The organism is Variovorax sp. Varisp36, assembly GCF_047304235.1.
In the GTDB taxonomy this organism is placed as follows: domain Bacteria; phylum Pseudomonadota; class Gammaproteobacteria; order Burkholderiales; family Burkholderiaceae_C; genus Variovorax.
The window spans coordinates 1-20,102 of sequence record NZ_JBGLYU010000026.1 but is presented as its reverse complement, the minus strand read 5'-3'; the positions used below and the strand labels follow the sequence as shown (position 1 = coordinate 20,102).

21 protein-coding genes and 1 pseudogene are annotated in these 20,102 nt (G+C 68.7%); 10 read left to right on the top strand and 12 right to left on the bottom strand.

Going from position 1 to position 20,102, the window contains the following annotated elements; translation table 11 throughout:
• Nucleotides 1-52: 52 nt before the first annotated feature.
• Nucleotides 53-868, bottom strand: a complete 816-nt coding sequence (locus ACCD11_RS16560) for a hypothetical protein (RefSeq protein WP_007829458.1) — start codon at nt 866-868, stop codon at nt 53-55.
• A gap of 206 nt (nt 869-1,074) precedes the next feature.
• Between ACCD11_RS16560 and ACCD11_RS16555 the strand changes: the two genes are divergently transcribed.
• The gene (locus ACCD11_RS16555; protein ID WP_413314714.1) at nt 1,075-1,737 is read left to right on the top strand and encodes a DUF1345 domain-containing protein; all 663 of its coding nucleotides are present in this window, start codon (nt 1,075-1,077) and stop codon (nt 1,735-1,737) included.
• 21 nt (nt 1,738-1,758) lie between these two features.
• On the opposite strand, the gene ACCD11_RS16550 is transcribed toward ACCD11_RS16555, so the two are convergent.
• Genes ACCD11_RS16550 through ACCD11_RS16540 form a run of 3 tightly spaced genes read right to left on the bottom strand, consistent with a single transcriptional unit; the run spans nt 1,759 to nt 4,838 of the window.
• Nucleotides 1,759-2,700, bottom strand: coding sequence for a DMT family transporter (locus ACCD11_RS16550; protein WP_413314713.1), 942 nt, complete (start codon nt 2,698-2,700; stop codon nt 1,759-1,761).
• 29 nt (nt 2,701-2,729) lie between these two features.
• Nucleotides 2,730-3,227: a methylated-DNA--[protein]-cysteine S-methyltransferase gene (locus ACCD11_RS16545; protein ID WP_413314712.1), complete on the bottom strand. Its 498-nt coding sequence runs from the start codon at nt 3,225-3,227 to the stop codon at nt 2,730-2,732.
• Nucleotides 3,228-3,233: 6 nt separating this feature from the next.
• The gene (locus tag ACCD11_RS16540) at nt 3,234-4,838 is read right to left on the bottom strand and encodes a DNA-3-methyladenine glycosylase 2 family protein (protein ID WP_413314710.1); all 1,605 of its coding nucleotides are present in this window, start codon (nt 4,836-4,838) and stop codon (nt 3,234-3,236) included.
• Nucleotides 4,839-4,949: 111 nt separating this feature from the next.
• Between ACCD11_RS16540 and ACCD11_RS16535 the strand changes: the two genes are divergently transcribed.
• Together ACCD11_RS16535 and ACCD11_RS16530 are read left to right on the top strand one after the other, a co-directional pair.
• Nucleotides 4,950-6,332 (top strand): phosphomannomutase/phosphoglucomutase, encoded by a 1,383-nt coding sequence (locus ACCD11_RS16535; RefSeq protein ID WP_413314709.1) that lies wholly within the window; start codon nt 4,950-4,952, stop codon nt 6,330-6,332.
• Between the two features lie 4 nt (nt 6,333-6,336).
• Nucleotides 6,337-7,719 (top strand): 3-deoxy-D-manno-octulosonic acid transferase, encoded by a 1,383-nt coding sequence (locus tag ACCD11_RS16530; RefSeq protein ID WP_007829468.1) that lies wholly within the window; start codon nt 6,337-6,339, stop codon nt 7,717-7,719.
• A 129-nt stretch (nt 7,720-7,848) separates the two neighbouring features.
• Here the strand turns inward: ACCD11_RS16530 and ACCD11_RS16525 are convergent, their stop codons facing one another.
• The 4 genes from ACCD11_RS16525 to ACCD11_RS16510 are packed head-to-tail and all read right to left on the bottom strand — an operon-like array spanning nt 7,849 to nt 11,197.
• Nucleotides 7,849-9,387: a TolC family outer membrane protein gene (locus ACCD11_RS16525; protein ID WP_413314708.1), complete on the bottom strand. Its 1,539-nt coding sequence runs from the start codon at nt 9,385-9,387 to the stop codon at nt 7,849-7,851.
• A 21-nt stretch (nt 9,388-9,408) separates the two neighbouring features.
• Nucleotides 9,409-9,756, bottom strand: coding sequence for a rhodanese-like domain-containing protein (locus tag ACCD11_RS16520; RefSeq protein ID WP_413314707.1), 348 nt, complete (start codon nt 9,754-9,756; stop codon nt 9,409-9,411).
• Between the two features lie 16 nt (nt 9,757-9,772).
• Nucleotides 9,773-10,450: a protein-L-isoaspartate O-methyltransferase family protein gene (locus ACCD11_RS16515; protein WP_007829474.1), complete on the bottom strand. Its 678-nt coding sequence runs from the start codon at nt 10,448-10,450 to the stop codon at nt 9,773-9,775.
• Nucleotides 10,451-10,471: 21 nt separating this feature from the next.
• The gene (locus ACCD11_RS16510) at nt 10,472-11,197 is read right to left on the bottom strand and encodes a TetR/AcrR family transcriptional regulator (RefSeq protein WP_413314706.1); all 726 of its coding nucleotides are present in this window, start codon (nt 11,195-11,197) and stop codon (nt 10,472-10,474) included.
• A 104-nt stretch (nt 11,198-11,301) separates the two neighbouring features.
• Between ACCD11_RS16510 and msrA the strand changes: the two genes are divergently transcribed.
• From msrA to ACCD11_RS16490, 4 genes are all read left to right on the top strand, one after another.
• Nucleotides 11,302-11,853, top strand: a complete 552-nt coding sequence (msrA, locus tag ACCD11_RS16505) for a peptide-methionine (S)-S-oxide reductase MsrA (protein ID WP_413314705.1) — start codon at nt 11,302-11,304, stop codon at nt 11,851-11,853.
• 22 nt (nt 11,854-11,875) lie between these two features.
• Complete coding sequence (locus ACCD11_RS16500) at nt 11,876-12,247, top strand: hypothetical protein (RefSeq protein ID WP_042672802.1); 372 nt, start codon at nt 11,876-11,878, stop codon at nt 12,245-12,247.
• A gap of 80 nt (nt 12,248-12,327) precedes the next feature.
• Complete coding sequence (locus ACCD11_RS16495; RefSeq protein ID WP_413314704.1) at nt 12,328-14,421, top strand: TonB-dependent receptor; 2,094 nt, start codon at nt 12,328-12,330, stop codon at nt 14,419-14,421.
• Between the two features lie 154 nt (nt 14,422-14,575).
• A complete protein-coding gene (locus tag ACCD11_RS16490; protein WP_413314703.1) occupies nt 14,576-15,529 on the top strand; it encodes an AEC family transporter in 954 nt (317 codons plus the stop codon).
• A 139-nt stretch (nt 15,530-15,668) separates the two neighbouring features.
• Here the strand turns inward: ACCD11_RS16490 and ACCD11_RS16485 are convergent, their stop codons facing one another.
• Nucleotides 15,669-16,022 carry a hypothetical protein gene (locus ACCD11_RS16485; protein WP_413314702.1) on the bottom strand — a complete coding sequence of 118 codons (354 nt, stop codon included), beginning with the start codon at nt 16,020-16,022 and terminating at the stop codon, nt 15,669-15,671.
• A gap of 24 nt (nt 16,023-16,046) precedes the next feature.
• Here ACCD11_RS16485 and ACCD11_RS16480 point away from each other — a divergent pair, with 24 nt between their 5' ends.
• Nucleotides 16,047-17,252 carry an OmpA family protein gene (locus ACCD11_RS16480; RefSeq protein WP_413314701.1) on the top strand — a complete coding sequence of 402 codons (1,206 nt, stop codon included), beginning with the start codon at nt 16,047-16,049 and terminating at the stop codon, nt 17,250-17,252.
• 12 nt (nt 17,253-17,264) lie between these two features.
• On the opposite strand, the gene pdxH is transcribed toward ACCD11_RS16480, so the two are convergent.
• Nucleotides 17,265-17,918: a pyridoxamine 5'-phosphate oxidase gene (gene pdxH / locus ACCD11_RS16475; RefSeq protein ID WP_007829484.1), complete on the bottom strand. Its 654-nt coding sequence runs from the start codon at nt 17,916-17,918 to the stop codon at nt 17,265-17,267.
• 38 nt (nt 17,919-17,956) lie between these two features.
• On the opposite strand from pdxH, the gene ACCD11_RS16470 reads away from it, so the two are divergent.
• A complete protein-coding gene (locus ACCD11_RS16470; RefSeq protein ID WP_413314758.1) occupies nt 17,957-18,517 on the top strand; it encodes a nucleotidyltransferase family protein in 561 nt (186 codons plus the stop codon).
• Nucleotides 18,518-18,536: 19 nt separating this feature from the next.
• On the opposite strand, the gene ACCD11_RS16465 is transcribed toward ACCD11_RS16470, so the two are convergent.
• Nucleotides 18,537-19,076: a superoxide dismutase family protein gene (locus tag ACCD11_RS16465; protein ID WP_007829486.1), complete on the bottom strand. Its 540-nt coding sequence runs from the start codon at nt 19,074-19,076 to the stop codon at nt 18,537-18,539.
• A complete protein-coding gene (locus ACCD11_RS16460; RefSeq protein WP_081502616.1) occupies nt 19,073-19,777 on the bottom strand; it encodes a gamma-glutamylcyclotransferase in 705 nt (234 codons plus the stop codon). Before ACCD11_RS16460 ends, ACCD11_RS16465 begins: the two co-directional genes overlap by 4 nt.
• Before the next feature lie 135 nt (nt 19,778-19,912).
• Here ACCD11_RS16460 and ACCD11_RS16455 point away from each other — a divergent pair.
• Nucleotides 19,913-20,035, top strand: a pseudogene (locus ACCD11_RS16455) (OmpA family protein); the annotation flags it as partial.
• Nucleotides 20,036-20,102 lie beyond the last annotated feature (67 nt).

The window sequence follows — 20,102 nt, the reverse complement described above, 5'->3', positions numbered from 1 at the left end:
GCCGCCGCACCGCGTCTTGCGAAGACTGGCTACACGCAGAACGACCCAGGGCCTAGAAGCGTGCCTTGAGGAAAGCCGAAGGCCCCTGCAGGCGGACCTTCAAGCGCGAATCGGCAGAGCCGCTCTCGCGCGTCAGGTCGATGTTCGTCAGGCCATAGGCGAGCACCAGGCCCACGTTCTTCACCGGGAACCACTCGACGCCGGCGGAGGCGTTGTAGATGTTGCCGTGGAAGCGGCCGCTGCTCTTCCACACGCCCGAGGCGTCGGCGAACAGCCGCAGGTCCGGCGTGATGGCGTGGCGCACGCCCACTTCGAGCAGCGGCGCCACGGCGTTGTCGCTGGAGCTTTCGTTCAGCGTTCTGACCTGTCCGTTCACCCCGGCGAGCGCAGTCGCGCCGAGCGTCGCACGGTAGTAGGCGGCACCGGCGCCCAGGCCGAGCACGGTGTTGCCCGAGCCGATCCACCACTTGTACGAGAGCTTGGCAAAGTCGAGCTTGGTGTTGACGGTGGCGTTGCCGAAAGTATTCAGCGAACCGAAGTTGCCCAGGGACGTGGTGTTCGCGACGCCGCCGGAGTAGTCGCGCCGGTACTGGTAGTAGTCGAACGAGATTCCGTGGCTGTCGCCGATCAGCACGTCGGCCGTGATGCGCGGCATGGTCACGCGGCCCGGCTTGATGTCGCCAGATTGCAGCGTGCCATACGGCGTGCTGACCGAGGCGTTGAACTTCGGATCGGCGCTGAAGGCACCGACCGAGAAGCTGAACCGGTCGAGCGCGGGCGAGGGATCGGCCAGAGCCGGCGCGGCGGCAAGCAGGAGGCCGGAGCCGAACAATGCGCCGAAAGCGGGGCGAGGGCGGAGCAGCAGCATGGATGAAATCCTTGGTGACCCGGATGGGAAATGGATGCCGCGGGCACGCGATGAAATGGCGCAGGCCTGAGGCCTTGCGCTGTGCTTCCGGGCGAAGCTCCCTTGAACAGCGAGAACCCTAGTGGCGCGCGTGAGCTTTCTCGATGCGCGGAATGCCGCTGTACTTGTAGGACTCCTTCTACGCTACGGCGCTACAGTGCTCGCCCATGCGCCGACATCTTTCCACCACCACCGGTCCCCAACGTCTTCTCTATGGCGCGGCCACCGGCTGCGCCGTTGCGGCCGCGCTGATGCCGCTGTCCATGAGCGGCATGGCGCGCGGGCTGGCCGGATGGTGCGTGGGCGTGGGGGTCTACCAGCTGCTGTCGTGGTGGCTGGCCGACACCTTCGATGCGAAGCGCACGCGCGAGCGCGCCCAGTCGCTGGACCAGCCCAACGTGGTGATCCTGGTCTCGATGCTGGTGGTGGTGGGCATGAGCGTGGTGGCCATCGCGATGCTGCTGCAGCAGGTGAAGGGGCTGAGCGGCTGGGAGCGCGCGGCGCATGTCGCGCTGGGCCTGGTGGCGCTGGCAGGGTCGTGGCTGACGATGCACACCATCTATGCCTTTCACTATGCGCACCGCTACTACATCGACCAGCGGGACGGCACCCCTGATGGCGGGCTCGATTTTCCGGGCGGGCACGACGCCCCCGACTACTTCGACTTTCTCTACTACTCGTACGTGATCGGCATGACCTCGCAGGTGTCGGACGTGCAGGCGACGTCGAAGGAGATGCGGCGCATCACGCTGCTGCACAGCGTGCTGGCCTTCGCGTTCAACATGCTGGTGCTGGCGCTCTCGGTGAACGTCGTTGCGGGTGCCGTGTAGGCGCCCCGCAAGAAAACGCGCTCAGGCCGAGGCCCTGCGCGGCAGGGCCAGCTTGACGATGCCGCTCGACAGCGCCACGCCGCAGACGATGACGCCCGCGCAGATCAGCATCCACTGCGTGATGTTTTCTCCGAGGAACACCGCGCCGTAGAACAGCGCGAACACCGGCACCAGGAAGGTCACGGTCAGCGCGCGGGCCGGCCCGGCGCGTTCGATCAGCCGGAAGAACAGGATGTAGGCGACGCCCGTGCAGGCGATGCCCAGCGCCAGCAGCGCCAGCCACGCGCGCAGGCTGGGCATCTGCGCGGGCCAGAGCCAGAAGGCCGGAATGGCGAGGAACAGCGTGGCACCGATCTGGCTGCCGGTAGCGGTGGTCAGCGCGGGCACGCCGCCCAGGTGAGCGCGCGTGGCGCTGGCCGAGATGCCGTAGCACAGGCATGCGCCCAGGCAGGCCAGCACCGCGAAGAGCGCGGCATGCCCGCTGGCGCCAGCATGCAGGCCGGCGCTGCGGCTCGCGAGCATGGCGACGCCGGCAAAGCCGATCGCGAGACCGATGAGGCGCGATCCGTTCGGGCGCTCGCGGAACCAGGCCCACGCCACGAGCGCGCCGAACATCGGCGTGGTGGCGTTGAGCACGGCGGCCAGGCCGGTGTTGATGGTCAGCAGCGCGAAGCAGAACAGCGCGAACGGCATGCCCGAGTTGAAGACGCCGACCGTGAAGCTGGCCTTCCAGTGCTTCGCCAGGGATGGCCCCTGGCCGCGCAGCAGTGCGATGGGCAGCAGGAACAGCGCGGCGATCGCCACCCGCACCGCCGCCGTCGGCAGCGCACCGAACTCCGCCGCGCCGATGCGCATGAAGAGGAAAGACGCGCCCCAGAGCGCGCCCAGCAGCACGAGGTCGATGAGCCAGGTGCTGGGCGCGAGGGGCTTGGCGGCGGCGATGTTGTTATTCGTAGGGGTCATGCGTCTTTCGCTTTGCTACTTGTGGCTGCTCAGAGCGCTCCCTCGAGTTCGAGCAGGGCGGTCTTGCGTTCGAGCCCGCCAGCGTAACCGGTCAGCGAACCGTCGGCACCGAGCACGCGGTGGCAGGGCACGATCACGCTGATCGGGTTGCGCCCCACGGCTGCGCCCACCGCGCGCACCGCGGCCGGATTGCCCACGTTCATGCTCAGCTTGCCGTAGCTCGTGGTGGCGCCGGCCGGAATGGCCAGCAGCTGGTGCCACACGCTCTGCTGGAAGGCGGTGCCGTGCGACAGGTCGAGCTTCATGTCGAAGCGCTCGCGCTTGCCGGCGAAGTAGTCGCGCAGCTGGGCCGCCGCCTCGGCGAGCGCGGGATGGTCGTCCTTCGTGATCCAGCCCGCGGTGTCGGGCCAGTGGCGCTGCTGGTCGAACCAGACGCCGGCCAGGCCCCGGTCGGTGGCCGCCATCGTGATGCCGCCGAGCGGCGTGTCGATGTGCGAGGTGTAGATGACTTTGCTCTTGAACTTCATGACATTTCAGGCGGTGAGGCCTGCCGTAGTGATGAGAGGGGATTCCGTGATCGCCACGTCGGTGGCGGCCACGGCAGGAGAAGGAGAAGAGGGCGCGTGCCACGCCCGCAGCACCGCATAGCTGCGCCACGGCCGCCAGGCTTGCGAGGCCTCGCTGGCCGCGCGCGCGGTGGTCACGCCCAGCGCCTTCTGCAGCGCAACGTCGCCGGCCGGGAAGGCGTCGGGCCAGCGCAGCGCGCGCATGGCGATGTACTGCGCGGTCCACGCGCCGATGCCGGGCAGCTCCTGCAGCGTGGCGATGGTCGAGGGCACATCCGCGCCCGCATGCAGCGCCAGCTTGCCGGCCGCGACCTCGCGCGCGATGGCGTGCAGCGCCGTCTGCCGCTGGCGCACGATGCCGAGCTGGCCCAGTGCGTCGCCGCTCGCGTCGGCAATGGCCACGGGCGTGGGAAACAGGCGATCCAGTCCTTCGACGGGCGTCGCAAGCGGCTCGCCGAAGGCCTCGACCAGCCGCGAGCCCAGCGTGCGCGCTGCGGCCACCGTGATCTGCTGGCCCAGCACCGCACGCACCGCCAGCTCGAAGCCGTCGACCGCGCCGGGCACGCGCAGTCCGTCGCCATGCGGGAAGGCCGCGTGCAGCGCCGCGTTGATGGCCATCGGCTCGGCGTCGAGGTCGAACAGTGCGCGGGCGCGGCTGATGACGATCGGCAGCACCGCGGCCAGCGAATCGCTGATCGACAGCAGCACCTGTTCGCGCTCGAAGTCGAAGCGCAGCTGCAGCCAGCCTGCGTGCGCCTGTCCGCCCTGCTGGATGCGCAGCGTGCGGGTGAGCTTCACGTAAGTGGGCGTGCTGCCCTTGGCGGGCTCCTTGCCGTCCGATGTCGAGACGACTTCGACGCCGCGCAGCGCACGGCGCGCGAAGAAGCCGAGCATGGCGTTGGCGTCATAAGGCGGACGAAAGCCCAGCCGTACCTCGATGGCCTTGCCTTCGCCGCCCTCGGCCGTGGCACCGCCGGCGCGCCGCAGGGCGCTCGGGTTCAGGCCGTAGTGTTCGAGGAAGGCCGCATTGAAGCGCCGCACGCTCGCGAAGCCGCTGGCCAGCGCCACCTGCGTCATCGGCAGGCGGGTGTCGGCAATGAGCTGCTTGGCGGCCAGCAGCCGGCGCGTCTGCAGGTACTGCAGCGGGGACACGCCGAACTGCACCTCGAAGATGCGCCGCAGGTGGCGGTCGCTCACGCCGAGCCGCGCCGCGATCTGCGCAGCGCCCGGGCCGTCCTCCGACCACGCGTCGGGCTCGTCGATCAATCGCGCCGCCTGCAGCGCGAGGATGCGAGAGGCGTCCTCGGTCGACCAGGTGGCCGCGCGCGGCGCGAGTTCGGGCCGGCAGCGCAGGCAGGGGCGAAAGCCCGCGGCCTCGGCCTGCGCCGCGTGGCGGAAGAACCGGCAGTTCTCGCGCCGCGGCAGCTTGACGCGGCAGACCGGGCGGCAATAGATGCCGGTGGAGGTCACGGCGGTGAAGAACGACCCGTCGAAGCGCGCATCGTGCGTCTTCATCGCCAGGTAGCAGGCGTCGCTCTCGAGCGCTTCGGTGGAGGTGTGGCTGGTGGGCATGGGGAAATGATACGGTTTCGACTCGTTTCAACTGGCCGTTTTCGGACATGTGGGCGCCCGGAGCCTTGCCTACAATGCCTCGTTCCAAAAACCAACAGGGAAACGCCTTTCATGCAGCTCAGCGCGTCCATCTTCAAGGCCTATGACATTCGCGGCGTCGTGCCCGCCACTCTCGATGCGGAGGTGGCCGAAGCGCTCGGCAGGGCCTTCGGCAGCGCCGCCCGCGCCGCAGGCGAGAAGTCCGTGGCCGTGGGACGCGATGGCCGCCTGTCGGGCCCCGTGCTGGCCGAGGCGCTGATCAAGGGCCTCGTCGCCACCGGCCTCGAGGTGATCGACGTGGGCGCCGTCACCACCCCGATGCTGTACTTCGCGGCCCACACGCTGTGCACGAGCGGCATCCAGGTCACCGGCAGCCACAACCCCAAGGACTACAACGGCTTCAAGATGGTGCTGGCCGGACGCGCGATCTACGGCGACGAGATCCAGGGCCTGCGCAAGACCATGGAAGCCGGCACCGCGCAACTCGCCCCCGGCGGCAGCGTGCGCAAGGTCGACGTGACCGAGGCCTACGTGAAGCGCATTGCCGGCGACATCAAGCTGGCACGCCCGATGAAGATCGTGGTCGATTCGGGCAACGGCATCGCGGGTGCATCGGCCCCGGCCATCTTCCGCGCCATCGGCTGCGAGGTGACCGAACTGTTCAGCGAAGTCGACGGCGACTTCCCCAACCACCATCCCGATCCGAGCAAGCCCGAGAACCTCAAGGACCTGATGGCCGCGCTGGCCGCGGGCGATGCCGAACTGGGCCTGGCCTTCGACGGCGACGGCGACCGCCTGGGCATCGTCACCAAGGACGGCCAGAACATCTTTCCCGACCGCCAGATGCAACTCTTTGCGCAGGACGTGCTGTCGCGTGTGCCGGGCGGCACCATCGTCTACGACGTGAAGTGCTCGCAGCGCCTGGCGCCGGCCATCGAGGCCGCGGGCGGCGTGCCGATGATCTTCAAGACCGGCCATTCGCTCATCAAGGCGAAGATGAAGGAAATCGATTCGCCGCTGGGCGGCGAGATGAGCGGCCACATCTTCTTCAAGGAGCGCTGGTTCGGCTTCGACGACGGCACCTATGCGGGCTGCCGGCTGCTCGAAATCCTGAGCAAGAGCCCGAACGCGAGCGAGGTGCTCAACGCGCTGCCCACCAGCTTCTCGACGCCCGAACTGAACGTGCCCTGCGCCGAAGGCGAGCCGCACACCGTGGTCGACAAGCTCGTGAAGGGCGCGAGTTTCGCGGCCCCGGCCAAGGTCTCGACCATCGACGGGCTGCGCGTCGACTGGCCCGATGGCTTCGGCCTGATCCGCGCATCGAACACCACCCCCGTGCTCGTGCTTCGCTTCGAAGGCCAGACCGATGCCGCGTTGAAGCGCATCGAAACCGAGATGCTCGCGCTGCTGCGTACGGCCAAGCCCGACGCCAAGCTCGCCGAAGCGTCCCACTGAGCCTGTGCGTTCCCTGCTGCTGCGCCTCTACGGCGTCTTCACCACCGTTGTGCAACCGCTCGTGCGCCGCAAGCTGCGGCGCCGCGCGGAGGCCGAGCCGGGCTATGGCGTGGCCGTGGAAGAGCGGTTCGGCCATTACGACGAAGCCACCACCGGCAAGGCCCAATGCTGGGTGCATGCGGTTTCCCTCGGCGAGACGCGCGCGGCCGCCATCCTGATCGCCGAGCTGCGCAGGCAGTACCCGGGCATCCCGATCCTGCTCACGCACGGCACCGCCACCGGCCGTGAAGAAGGCGCCAAGCTGCTCGAACCGGGCGACACGCAGGTCTGGCAGCCGTGGGACACACCGGGCGCGGTGGCGCGTTTCCTGGATCGCTTCGAGCCGCGCATCGGCGTGCTGATGGAGACCGAGGTCTGGCCCGAAATGGCCGCCGCCTGCGCCGAGCGCCGCATTCCGCTGGTGCTGGCCAATGCGCGGCTCAACGAGAAATCGCTGGCCGCGGCCGAACGGCTCGCATGGCTCGCGCGGCCCGCCTACTCGGCCCTCGCGGCCGTGTGGGCGCAGACCGAGGCCGATGCGCACCGGCTGGTGTCGCTCGGCGCCAAGGTGGCCGGCATCTACGGCAACCTCAAGTTCGACGCCACGCCCGACGTGCGCCAGCTGAACGCGGCCGTTTCGCTGCGCGAGCACCTGCCGCGGCCGATGGTCGTGCTCGCGAGTTCGCGCGACGGCGAGGAGCGGATGCTGCTCGAAGTGCTCAAGCGCTTCGGCGCGACCTCGCCCGTGCCGCCGGAGCAGGGCGCGATCCGCTCGATCGCCAAGCGCGTGCACGACGTGCAATGGATGATCGTGCCGCGCCATCCGCAGCGCTTCGACGAAGTGGCGGCGCTGATCGAGGCCGAAGGCTTCGCCGTGGCGCGCCGCAGCGCGGCGGGCCAGCCGGCCGAGGCAGAGATCTGGCTCGGCGATTCGCTGGGCGAGATGGCGCTGTACTACGGCCTGGCCGACGTGGCGCTGCTGGGCGGCAGCTTCGAGCCGCTGGGCGGGCAGAACCTGATCGAGCCGGCGGCCTGCGGCTGCCCGGTGGTCATGGGACCGTCGACCTTCAACTTTGCCGAGGCGGCGCAGCTGTCGCTGGCGGCCGGTGCATCGCTGCGCGTCGAGAACATGGAGCAGGCCGTGACGGCCGCGCTGAAGCTGGTCGAGAACCCCGAGCGCCGCGCCACGATGGCGCAGGCCGCGCTGGCGTTCTCTTCGTCGAATCGCGGGGCGGCCGAACGCACGGCCGCTGCGGTGCTTGCGATCGCGCAGGCGGCGGAGCCTGTGGCGTCGGGACTCGCGCCGCTCGAAAGCGAGCCGCCGCGCGCCGAACCCACACTCGACTGAGTTTGCATGGCTCCCTCCCCTCCGGGGGAAGGCTGGGATGGGGGCAAGCGCCCAACGGGCGCAGCAGTGGGGCCGAGGCCGCCGCGCCTCCACCCCAGCCCTCCCCCGGAAGGGGAGGGAGAAAGAATTTCAGCGCACCGGCGGATTGAGGATCACCGGCGGCACCGGTGCCGTCGGCATCGTCGGCGCCGGCGGATTGAACGGTGGTACCGGCACCGGCGGAATCACCGGGATGCTCGGCGGCGTCACGGCAGGCGTCGTTGTGTTGCGATCCGGCCCCGTGGCCGGAGGCACCGCCGGCACGCTGCCGCTGCTCGCCAGCGTCGCGTTGATCGCGTTCATGTCGTCGATCGTCAGCGTACCGTTGGCCTGGCGCAGTTTCAGGTTGCCCAGCAGCACGTTGTAGCGCGCCTGCGCGAGGTCGCGCTTTGTCTGGAACAGCTGGCTTTGCGAATTCAGCACGTCGATGTTGATGCGCACGCCCACCTGGTAGCCCAGCCGGTTGGCATCGAGCGCGCTCTGGCTCGAGGCCTCGGCCGCTTCCAGCGCCTTCACCTGCCCCGCACCCGAGACGAGCCCGAGGTACGCCGCGCGCGTGGCCTGCGCCACGCTGCGCTTGGTGCCGTCGAGCACGCTGCGCGACTGGTCCTCGAGCGCCAGCGTTTCCTTGATGCGGTTCTCGGTGGCGAAGCCGGCGAACAGCGGCAGGTTGAACGTGACGCCGACCGTGGCCGCGTTGATGCGCGTGCCCACGGTGCTCGTGCTGGTGCCCGTCGGGTTGCGCGTGACGTTGTAGCCCAGGTTGGCGTCGAGCGTGGGCTTGTGGCCGGCCTTGGCCTTCTCCACTTCGAGCCCGGCCACGTCGAGCCCCAGGCGGGCCTGCTGGATGGCGGGGTGCACCTCGTCGGCCTGCGCGACCCAGGCGTTGATGTCCGCGGGCATGGCGGTGGGCAGCACCACCGGCACCCGCAGCGGCACCGGCACGCTGCCGGGACGGCCGACCAGCTGGTCGAGCACCACCTTCTTCACCTGCAGGTCGTTCTCGGCCGCGATTTCCTGGGCGATCACCAAGTCGTAGCGCGCCTGCGCTTCGCGCGAGTCGGTGATGGTGGAGGTGCCGACCTCGAAGTTGCGCTTGGCCGATGCCAGCTGCTCGGCCACGGCGACCTTCTGCGCGCGCACGAGCGCCAGGCTGTCCTGGCTCGCGAGCACGTCGAAGTACGCCTGGCTCACACGCACGATCAGGTCCTGCTCGGCAATGGTGAGCACCGCCTGTGCGATGTCGGCCTGGCGCTTGCCCTGCTCGTAGGTGGCCCAGTTGGCCGGCCGGTACAGCGGCTGCGTGGCGTTGATGCCGACGTTCTGCGTGTTGAAGTCGCGCGGCGTGGTGGTGCCGCGGCCGGCGCCGGTGAGGGTTTCGATGTCGAGGTCGCTGCGCGTCACGCCGGCCGTGAGTCCCACGGCGGGCAGGATGCCGGCCTTGGCCTGCGCGGCGCGCGCGATGCTGGCGTCGTACTGGGCCCGTGCGCCCTGGTAGGTGGCGTCGAAGCCGCGGGCGGATTCATAAAGCTCGTTCAGTGTCTGGCTCTGGGCCGGCGATGCGAGCAGGGCTGCGAAGATGCTTGCGAGCGCTGCGGAAAGAGGCGAAAGCCGGGGCCTGGAAGGCATTGAACGTCCTTGGAGAAAGAATCAGTAGCGCGGCACGGAAGGGTCGTGCTGCGAAGACCAGGCGTCGATGCCGCCCGCCACGTTGGCGAGCTGGTCAAAGCCGTTCTGGTTCAGGAAAGCGGCCACGCGCTGGCTGCGTGCGCCGTGATGGCACAGGCAGGCAATTCGAAGTCCGGGCTGGCCGTCATTGAGCTCGGCCAGCCGCCCGGGAATCTCGTTCATCGGAATCGCGACCAGGGTGAAGCCCTGGGGCACGACGCTCGCCGTCTGCAGTTCCCAGGGTTCGCGCACGTCGAGCAGCACGGGGGTGGCGTCGGCGTCCTGGGCGAACCAGGCGGCAAGGTCGGCGGGGCGGACTTGGTCGATCATTCGGTGGACCGCCCGTTCAGAACGAGAAGCGCGAGGGCTCGGGGAAGTTCAGCAGCCGTGGGGCCACGGTGTCCCAGGGCTGGATCGTGTCCCACTTGCTTTCGCTCGTGCGGGTGACGAAGTGGGCGCGCATCATCGGCTCTTCGCCCACGATGGCCGAGAGGCGGCCGCCGACCTTGAGCGAACCCAGCAGGTTCTGCGGAATGCGAGCGACCGAGCCGCTGAGCACGATCACGTCGAAGCTCGGGCCGCTGGGCAGCGGTACGGCGCCGTCGGCATGGCGCACTTCGACGTTGGTCACGCCGTTCTGGCGCAGCGTCTCGGCGGCGCGAGCGGCCAGCACGGGGTTGATTTCGAGCGTCAGCACCTGGGCGGCGCGGGCGCCCAGCAGGGCGGCCATGAAGCCGGAGCCGGTGCCGATCTCAAGCACCGATTCATGCTTCTGGATGTGCAGGTCCTGCAGCGTGCGGGCCTCGACCTTGGGCGACAGCATGATCTCGCCGGGCACGGAGCCGTCGAGCAGCGGCAGTTCCATGTCGAAGAACGACAGCGTGCGGTGCGCGTCGGGCACGTAGTCTTCGCGGTGGATTTCGGCCAGCAGTTCGAGGATGTCGGTATCCAGCACATCCCAGGGGCGGATCTGCTGTTCGATCATGTTGAAGCGCAGGCGCTCGAGGGTGGGGGTGGGGTTCATGGCGTGGCTTTCCTTGTGGGCTCAGGACAAACCTTCAATTTTAGGCGTCGCCGATGACGCCTCCGCCGCGGCCGGCCTTCCGGGGCGCACGCAGAGTCCGTTGATCACCACCTCGGCCTGGGTGGCGAGGTATTTTTCGGGGTCGAGGGCCGATTCGCCGTCGACGCAGACCATGGCCGAATGCTTCCAGAGCATGAGGAAGACCATGGGTGCCACCACCGAGTAGATCGCGTGGTCGACGTCCATCGGAGCGAACTCGCCGCTGTCGATGCCGCGCTGGAAAATGCGCCGCAGCAGCTCGTGGCCGGGGCGGACCACTTCGCGGCGATAGAACTCCGCCAGATCGGGAAAGTTGGCGCCCTCGCTCATCATGAGCTTGGTCAGGCCCGAGGCCTGGGTCATGCCGACGCGTTCCCACCACACTCTCATGCAGTAGCGCAGCATGTCGGCCGTGGTGCCCTCGAAAGCCGCGAATTCGGCGTTCCACTCGGTGAAACGGCCGCCGAGGCTTTCCATGACGACGGCCTTGAACAGCTCTTCCTTGCTCGGGAAATAGAGAAAGAGGGTGCCCTTGGAGACGCCGGCGCGCACCGCTACTTCCTCTGAGCGGGTGGCGGCAAAGCCTTTTTCGACGAACAGGTCGAGTGCGGCGGCCAGCAGTTCGCCGGGGCGCGCCTCTTTGCGGCGCTCGCGCTTGGCGCGCACCGGGCAGATGATCTTGTCGACGAAGGAACGGGGCGGGGACATGGGATGTTAATGACTCGCGGGTTAGTAATGTAGTGACCGATATCCGTCACGTCAAGCCGCCACAATACCGGGCTCATCCTTTTCCAACCTCCCGGAGCCGCACCATGTCCACTTCATCGCCGCCCACCGAAACCATCGTGCTCGGCGGCGGCTGTTTCTGGTGCACCGAGGCGGTGTTCGACCGGGTGCAGGGCGTGCTGGACGTGGAGTCGGGCTATTGCAACGGCCAGACCGTCAATCCGACCTACGAGCAGGTCTGCACCGGCCGCACCGGCCACGCCGAGGTGGTGAAGCTCGAATTCGACCCCGCGCAGATCAGCCTGCGTGAAATCCTCGAGATCTTCTTCGTCGTGCACGACCCGACCACGCTCAACCGCCAGGGCAACGACGCCGGCACCCAGTACCGCAGCGGCATCTACTACACGAGCGACGCGCAGAAGCAGGTGGCCCAGGAGGTCATCCGCGAGATCGGGGCCAGCAAGACCTACAGCTCGCCTGTCGTGACCGAGGTGGCGCAGCTCGCCAACTACTCGGCGGCCGAGGCCTACCACCAGGACTACTTCCTGAACAACCCGAACCAGGGCTACTGCGCGTTCGTCGTGGGACCGAAGGTCGAGAAGTTCCAGAAGACCTTCGCATCGCGCGTCAAGGCCTGAGCGCCGATCGGTACCTCGCCCCGTGCATCTCTCCATCCGCCAGCCTCGGACCCGTTCGACCCGCGCGCTCGTCATCGCGCTGATGGTCGCGGTGTGGTTCGCGGGCACGCTCGGGTTGATGCACCGCTCGCTGCACGTGCCGGGCCTGCCGGCCGCCGCGGCGCAGGCTGGCCACAAGCATGCCGTCCCCCAGCTGGCCAGCCTGTTCGGCGAACACAACGACGCCGAGTGCCGGCTGTACGACCAGCTCTCGCACGGATCCGGCGTGCCCGGCGTGCCGCTGGTGGTGCTGCCGATGCTGCTGCCGTCGGCCGTCTTTGCTTTCCTGCAGGGCGAAGCCGTCGCCCGCTGGGTCGCGCTGTTCGACGCGCGCGGCCCGCCTTCCACTCGCTGAATCCCCTGTGTTCCGGCTGCCGCACCCGCTTCTCGCGCGGGCGGCGGCCGGTCGTTTCCCGATTCAACGAGTGTTCCTTCATGACTCCCAAATTCCGTCGCAACGCCATCGGCGTTGCCGTTCTTTCGCTCGCCTCCTTCGCAAGCATGGCCCAGGACCAGGCGCAGGTTCAGGCCCAACCCGCCGACGCCGCCAGCCTGCGCGAGGTCACCGTCACCGGCAATCCGCTCGGCGCCTCCGAACTGATCGCTCCCACCACCACGCTGTCGGGTGACAAGCTGCTGCTGCGCTCCCAGTCGACGCTCGGCGAAACGCTGGACAACGTGCCCGGCGTGAGCAGCAGCTACTTCGGCCCCAACGCCAGCCGCCCGATCATCCGCGGCCAGGACGGCGACCGAATCCGCATCCTGCAGAACGGCGGCGGCGCACCCGATGCCTCCGCGCTGAGCTACGACCACGCGGTGCCTGTCGATGCGCTGGTCACCGACCGCATCGAAGTGCTGCGCGGCCCGTCGGCGCTGCAGTACGGCGGCAGCGCCGTCGGCGGCGTGGTCAACGTGATCGACAACCGCATTCCTTCGGAGCCGATCAACGGCTTCGGCGGCCGCGCCGACCTGGGCTATTCCACCGGCAACAAGGAGAAGAATGGCGGCGTGGTGCTCGAAGGCGGCAACGACCGCTTCGCACTGCACGTCGACGCCTTCAACCGCGACTCGAAGGACGTCTCGGTGCCGATCACCCTCGAATGCAGCAAGCCCGGCTCGCCGTGGACGGCGCGCAAGATCTGCAACTCGGCCAACGAGGCGCACGGCGGCGCGCTCGGCGGCACGATGTTCTTCGACCAGGGCTACATCGGCGCCTCGGTCGGCACTTACCGCAGCACCTACGGCACCGTGGCCGAGGACGACGTCACCATCGGCATGAAGTCCGACCGCTATGCGCTCGAAGGCGAGTGGCGCCCGGGCGGCTTCATCAGCAGCATCCACGCCAAGCTGAGCCACACCGATTACCGCCACACCGAGTTCGAGGGCGGCACGCCCGGCACCACGTTTTCGAACATGAGCAACGACCTGCGCATCGAGGCGCGCCACCAGAAGATCGGCAACTTCGAGGGCCTGGTCGGCTTCAGCAGCGAAACCAACCGCTTCGCCGCCGATGGCGAAGAGGCCTTCGCGCCGCACAGCCGTACGCGCTCCAATGCGCTGTTCATGTACGAGGAGTACGGCACTTCGTGGGGCCGGCTGAGCTTCGGCGCGCGCACCGAGCAGGTCCGCATCCGATCGCTGGGCTATCCGGACGATCCGACGGTCACGCGCTTCGCCATCGGCGAGCGCACCTTCAATCCGCACAGCGCGGCCTTCGGTGCGCTGGTCAACCTCGCGCCGCAGTGGCAGCTGACTTCGAACCTCGCCTACACCGAGCGCGCGCCGAAGGACTACGAACTGCTGGCCAACGGCCCCCACGTGGCGACCGCCGCGTGGGAGGTGGGCGACCCGAACCTGAAGAAGGAAAAATCGACGGGGCTGGACCTGGGCGCGCAATGGAAGTCGGGGCCCAACACGGCCCGCGTCAACGCCTACGTCACGCGTTTTCGCAACTACATCGGCCTGACGGCATCGGGGCGCAGCCTCGATGAAGAGGGCAACGTGGCCGAGCCCGGCGCCACCGATGCGCTGGCCGAGTACGTCTACAGCGGCGTGCGCGCGCGCTTCACCGGCATCGAGGCCAACGGCAACCTGCGCCTGCTGGGCAGCGAAGGCTTCGCGCGCATGGACGACGCCGGCACGCTGGACCTCGAATGGCGCGGCGACATCGTGCGCGCGAAGAACCTCGACACCGGCGAGCCGCTGCCGCGCATCGCGCCGCTGCGCCTGGGCGCGACGCTGGCCTATGCCAACGGTCCGTGGGGCGCGCGCTTCGGGTTCGACTACAACGCGGCGCAGCACCGCATTCCGTCGGTGGGTGCGCGCGAGACCGATGCCTACACGCTGTGGAACGCGGCCATCACCTACCGCATGAAGGTGCAGCGCGCCAACCTCACCTGGTACGCGCGCATGGACAACATCACGAACAAGCTGGCCTACAGCGCGACGTCGATACTGACGACGACGGTGTATCCGAACGCGCCGTTGCCCGGGCGCACGCTGAAGGTCGGTTTGCGCGTGACGTTCTGATCTTGTGTTGCTCCCTCCCCCGTTGGGGGAGGGCAGGGGGTGGGGGCAAGCGGCCTTTGACAGGGCCATGGCTCCTGCGAGTGCCGCCTGCCCCCATCCCGACCTTCCCCCAGAGGGGGAAGGAGCAAGGCACTCACTGGGCTATCCTCGCCGAGTGAATTCCTTCGTCATCTCCTCCCTGCTCCCCGTCGTCCTGCTCATCGCCGCGGGCTACCTCGCCGGCAAGCGCCGATGGATCGGCGGCAATGCGGTGAAGGACCTGTCGCATCTCATCTTCCTGCTGCTCGCGCCCGCGCTGCTGTTCCGCGCCATGAGCACGGTGCATGTCGAGCAGCTGAGCCTGAAGCCGGTGGCGGCGTACTTCGTTGCTTCGGGCCTGCTCTTCGCGGCCACGCTGGCGCTGCGCGGGTTCAATCGCACCGCGGCGGTGATCGCGCTGGCCAACACGTACAGCAACACGGTGATGATCGGCATCGCGTTGATCGGCCTGGCGTATGGCGAGGCGGGCATGGTGGTGCTGCTCACGCTGATCTCGCTGCATTCGCTGGTGCTCCTGACCAGCGCCACGGTGGTGCTGGAGCTGGCCGTCGCGCGCGAGCACGCGGGTGTCGGTGGCGAAGACAAGCGCCCCTCGATGGCACGCACCGTGATGCGTGCGCTGCGCAACGCCATCATCCACCCCGTGCCGCTGCCGATCATCGCGGGCCTGTTGTTCGCGCAGACCGGGCTGATCATGCCCGAGTTCATCGACAAGCCGATCCAGTTGCTCGGCCAGGCCTTCGGCCCCATCGCGCTGGTGATGGTGGGCATCACGCTCGCGCTCACACCCATCGGCCGGCATTGGCGCGGCGCGCTGATGCAGGCGCTGGTGAAGAACCTGCTGCATCCGCTGCTGGTGGCCGTCATCGGTTGGCTGCTCGGCGTGCGAGGCATTCCGCTCACGGTGATGGTGGTGGCGGCGGCGCTGCCGATCGGCGCCAACGTGTTCCTCTTTTCGCAGCGCTACCGCACGGCCGAAGACCTGGTGACGGCCAGCGTCGCGATGTCGACGGTGCTGGGGCTCGCCACGCTACCGCTCGTGATGGTCTGGGTGCAGTGGTTGCCCTGAGCCCTTCGGTTCTCTCTTCGTAGAACCTCGCAGACTTTCGCCTTAGCGCGGTTCGCCGCACGCCTATGCCGTTCGGCAGGGTGGCCGTTTGGAGAGATGGCGCGCGGCCTCTGCCGCCCTACATTTGCCGGCTGATGATTCACCCGGCGCGCTCTTCGCCCCTTCTTGCTATGGCGGTGGTCGCGACGACGATCGCCGCGCTGCAAGTTCGCCCCGCGCAGGCCACAGGCGAGGCCAGGCCGTGCCGCACGCCGTGCCTGTCGGCGAACGTGCCGCGCGAGCCCGCCGAGCCGCCGCCCGCCGAGAAGGCTGAAAGGGCCGACGAGGGGCCGTCGAAGCCGAGGCCGGTGATCAGGACGCGCACACAGCCAGCCGCGTCGGCACCGCCGCCGGTGCAACGGGAAGCGGCGGTATCAAAGCCTGCGCCGTCGAAGCGCTGCAGCGAGATCAACATGCGCGCCGCCGTGGGCGAGCCGCTGTCGGACCAGGACATGAAGACATTGAGGAGCCAATGCTGATGACGACCATCGCCACCCAACGAGTCCGCCTGGCGCTGCGCGCGCTCGCGCTGTGCGCCGCCGTGCTTGCCGCCGCCTGCGCGCACCGCCCCGCGCCGGGCAACGCCATGCCCTTCGACCAGGCCGTGAACCAGGCGGTGGACGACCTGATGGTGCAGACGCAGAAACTGCCGGCCTTCCTGGCCAAGGTGGAGTCGACGCTCACGCAGCGCCGCATCGTGATCGACCCGCTGCTCGAAGGCGCGAGCGGCCAGCAGACCGAGGTGACGCGCGTGGCCGAGCAGCGCATCGTGCAGCGCATGCAGGCGCAGTTCAGGCAGTTCACCGTCACGCCCTTCAACGCGAGCGAGATCGGCAGCGCGCAGTACGTGCTCAATGGCACGCTGGTGCGCGACAGGGACGCTTCGGGCGCACCGTACCGACTGAACCTTGCGCTGACCGAGATCCGCAGCGGCATGGTGATCGCGCAGTCGGTCACGCGCATCAGCGATGCCACGCTCGACACACGGCCCACCGCCTTCTTCCGTGACAGCCCGGTGAATGGCAAGGACCGCGGCGTCGAGGGCTACATCCGCACCGCCGAGACCCAGCCCGGCCAGGCCGCGGACGCGCTGTACCTGGAGCGCCTGCCGACCTCGACCGTGCTGCAGGAGGCCACCGCCGCCTACGAGGCCGGCCGCATGAGCGAGGCGCTCGGCCGCTACGAGGCTGCATCGAAGCGGCCCGACGGCCAGCAGCTGCGCATCTACAGCGGGCTGTACCTCACGCAGTCGCAACTCGGCCGCACGGCCGATGCCGAGAAGACCTTCGGCACCATCGCGCGGCTGGGGCTCGAAACCAACAACCTGAGCGTGAAGTTCCTGTTCAAGCCGGGCTCGACCGACTTCCTCGCCGATCCGAAGATCAGCGCCGCCTATCCGATGTGGCTGCGCCAGATCGCGCGGCAGGCGGCGCAGATCGATTCGTGCGTGGTGGTCACGGGCCACACGAGCCGCACGGGCTCGGAGGCGGTGAACGAGCGGCTGTCGCTGCAGCGCGCAGTGAGCGTGAAGACCCGGCTGGTGGGCGAGGCGGCGCCCCTGTCGAAGAAGCTGCGGGAATCGGGCATGGGCTTCCGCGAGAACATCGTCGGTACGGGGGCGGACGATGCGAGCGACGCGCTGGACCGGCGCGTCGAGTTCAAAGTCGTGAGTTGCGAGGCCTGACGACGATCCGCCTCACGGAGCCAGGCGCTCGCGCACCCAGTCGCTACCGTCGAGCCGGTAGCGCAGCCGGTCATGCAGCCGGCTCTTGCGGCCCTGCCAGAACTCCCAGCGGTCGGGCACCAGCCGGTAGCCGCCCCAGTGCGGAGGGCGCGGCGGCGAGAGCATGTGCTTGGCCGCGGCAACGGCGGCGTTCTTCACCAGCACGTCGCGTCCGCTGATCACCTCGCTCTGCGGACTGGCCCAGGCGCCGATGCGCGAATCGAGCGGGCGGCTCGCGAAGTAGGCGTCGCTCTCTTCGGCGCCTGCCTTCTCGACGCGGCCCTCGATGCGCACCACGCGTTCGAGTTCGACCCAGTGGAACTGCAGCGACGCATACGGATTGCCCGACAGCTCGCGGCCCTTGCGGCTCTCGTAGTTGGTGTACCAGACGATGCCGCGCGCGTCGTAGCCCTTGATGAGCACGATGCGGCTGGACGGCCGCAGGTCGCTGCCCACGGTGCACAGCGTCATCGCATTGGGCTCGGGCACCTGCGCGTCGATGGCTTCGGTGAGCCAGCGCTCGAACTGCTTCAGCGGATCGCCGGCGCTGTGGGCTTCGCCGAGTTCGGCGCGCTCGTAGCTCTTGCGCAGCGCCGCCAGTGCGTCATTGGAGAGGGGGGAGGTCATGCCGGGATTGTTGCGCACATACTCGGCCCATGACGACCATGAAGGTGAATTCCCCGGTGGTGATCGTGCTGGCCTCGGGCCGCAGCGAACGCTTCATCGCGGCCGGTGGCGCGGGCTCGAAGCTGAAGGCGTTGCTCGCCGGCAGGCCGGTGCTGGAGCGCACGCTCGACGCGGTGCGCGCCAGCGGCCTGCCATGGCACGTGGAAGATGCGGGGCACCCCGGCATGGGCGATTCGATCGCGGCCGCAGTGCGCGCAACGCCCGATGCGGCGGGTTGGCTGATCCTGCCGGGCGACCTGCCGCTGGTGCAGCCCGCGACACTGCAGGCTGTTGCAGCAGCCCTGGGCGGCCGGGTGAATGCCGTGCAGCCGCAGTACCGGGGCGAGCGCGGCCATCCGGTGGGCTTTGCCGCCGGGTGCGGTGCGCAACTCGCCATGCTGGAGGGAAGCCTGGGCGCATCGTCCATCCTGCGGTCGATGCGTGCCATCGATTCGGTTGCCGACCTGGTGGTGGACGACGTCGGCGTGATCACCGACATCGACACACCCGAGGCGCTGGCGCAGGCCGAGACGCTGTGGCTGGCGCGCGAGGGCGCCTAGCTTTTGCCGCCCGTTTCGATCAGGGCTTGGTGATCACCGCACAGGCGATGCGCGGGCCCGAGTTGCCTGACGGCTGCGTCGTGAAATCGTCGCGGTCGCGATGCACCACCAGGGCGCGGCCCACCACGTTGTTGGCGGCGCCGTCCGTCAGCGAGATCGAGTGGTCTTCCACGCTGAAGCGGGCCACGCCGCTGGCATCGGCCACCAGGCTCGGCAGTTCGCCGGCATGGCTGCCCGCGGCGGCGAACTTGCCGTGCGTGCCGCCGGTCGGATTGAAGTGGCCGCCCGAGGCGTCGCCGTTGTTGCCGCAATCGCCCTTCTCGTGGATGTGGAAGCCGTGCTCGCTGCCCGGTGCCAGCCCGCGCACTTCGCCCGACACGCGCACGCCGTGGTCGAGCGCGGCGAAGGTCACCGTGCCGCGCGTCGGGTTGGGCGTGATGGCGCCGGTCGGCACCAGCTCGACGGCGGTGCTCGGCTTGCCGCCCATGCTGCCGCAGGCGGCGAGAAGGGCGCAGGCGAGGAGGGCGGCGCCGGCGGCGGCGAGACGACGTTGGGTCATGTGTTTTCCTTGGATGATTCGGAAGGTTGGGAAGAAGAGTCTGAAGACCCCGGAACATATACCGGAGGCTGCGGCGCCCCGCAATCGGCGGCGGCCTCGGTTTGCTGCTGGCGCTGCTGTTCCTGAACGGCGGCCAGCGCCACCAGGCGGGCCAGCGCCGCGTCGTGGATCGAGTGGCGCTGCAGTTCGAGCAGCGTCTGGCGTGCGTAGTCGAGCGAAGTTCCGTAGCGGCCGACGGCGTTGGCGAAGATGTGGCGGTAGCGCTCGTCGCTGAGTTCGCCCGTGAAGTTGGGGCTGCGCCGCGACAGGGTGAACGCCAGCGCACGCACAGGCCCTTCGGCCGTGCCGCAGCGCAGCCATTTCGGGTCGTACACGCCAGTCGGCATCTCGCGCAGCCAGAGCCGGCGCAGCGTTTCCAGACCCTCGGCCCTGGGCACGCGGAACACCATGCCACGGCAGCTGCCGCCCGAGAGCAGTCCGAACACGAGGCCGGGCACCTGGACGCTGCCGCGGTTCACGCGGCTCCACATCTTCAGCGCGCGATGCCAGCCGCGCACCCAGGCCTGGCGCCGTTCGACGAAGTCGAACTCGGGCCGCCAGATCAGCGAGCCATAGCCGAAGAGCCAGAGATCCTCATGCCCGCCCCAGTCGGCGATGGCGCGCTCGAGCATCGGCTGCGGATCGCGCAGGGGTTTGGGCATGGGGTCGAGTCCCGGCGGACCGGGGTTCGGCGCAGGGTCCGACATGGGGATGCCGGGGCCGCCGCCTACAATTTCCTGATCATGGTTCACCGCACCATTATTTACCTACCCCTTCCCTATGGAGCAAGATCCCCGATGAGCGATGACGACAGCCAGCAGAATTTCATCCTCGGATTCGTCATGGCGCTGATCGCCCTGGTGATCTTCTTCGTGGTCGGCATCGTGCTCTGGCACAGGGGCCACAACCCGGCGGTCGCGAAGTAGAAGTTCACCACGCCGTCGACCACGCGGATGCTTGCGCCGTCGGGGATCGTGACCGTCACGG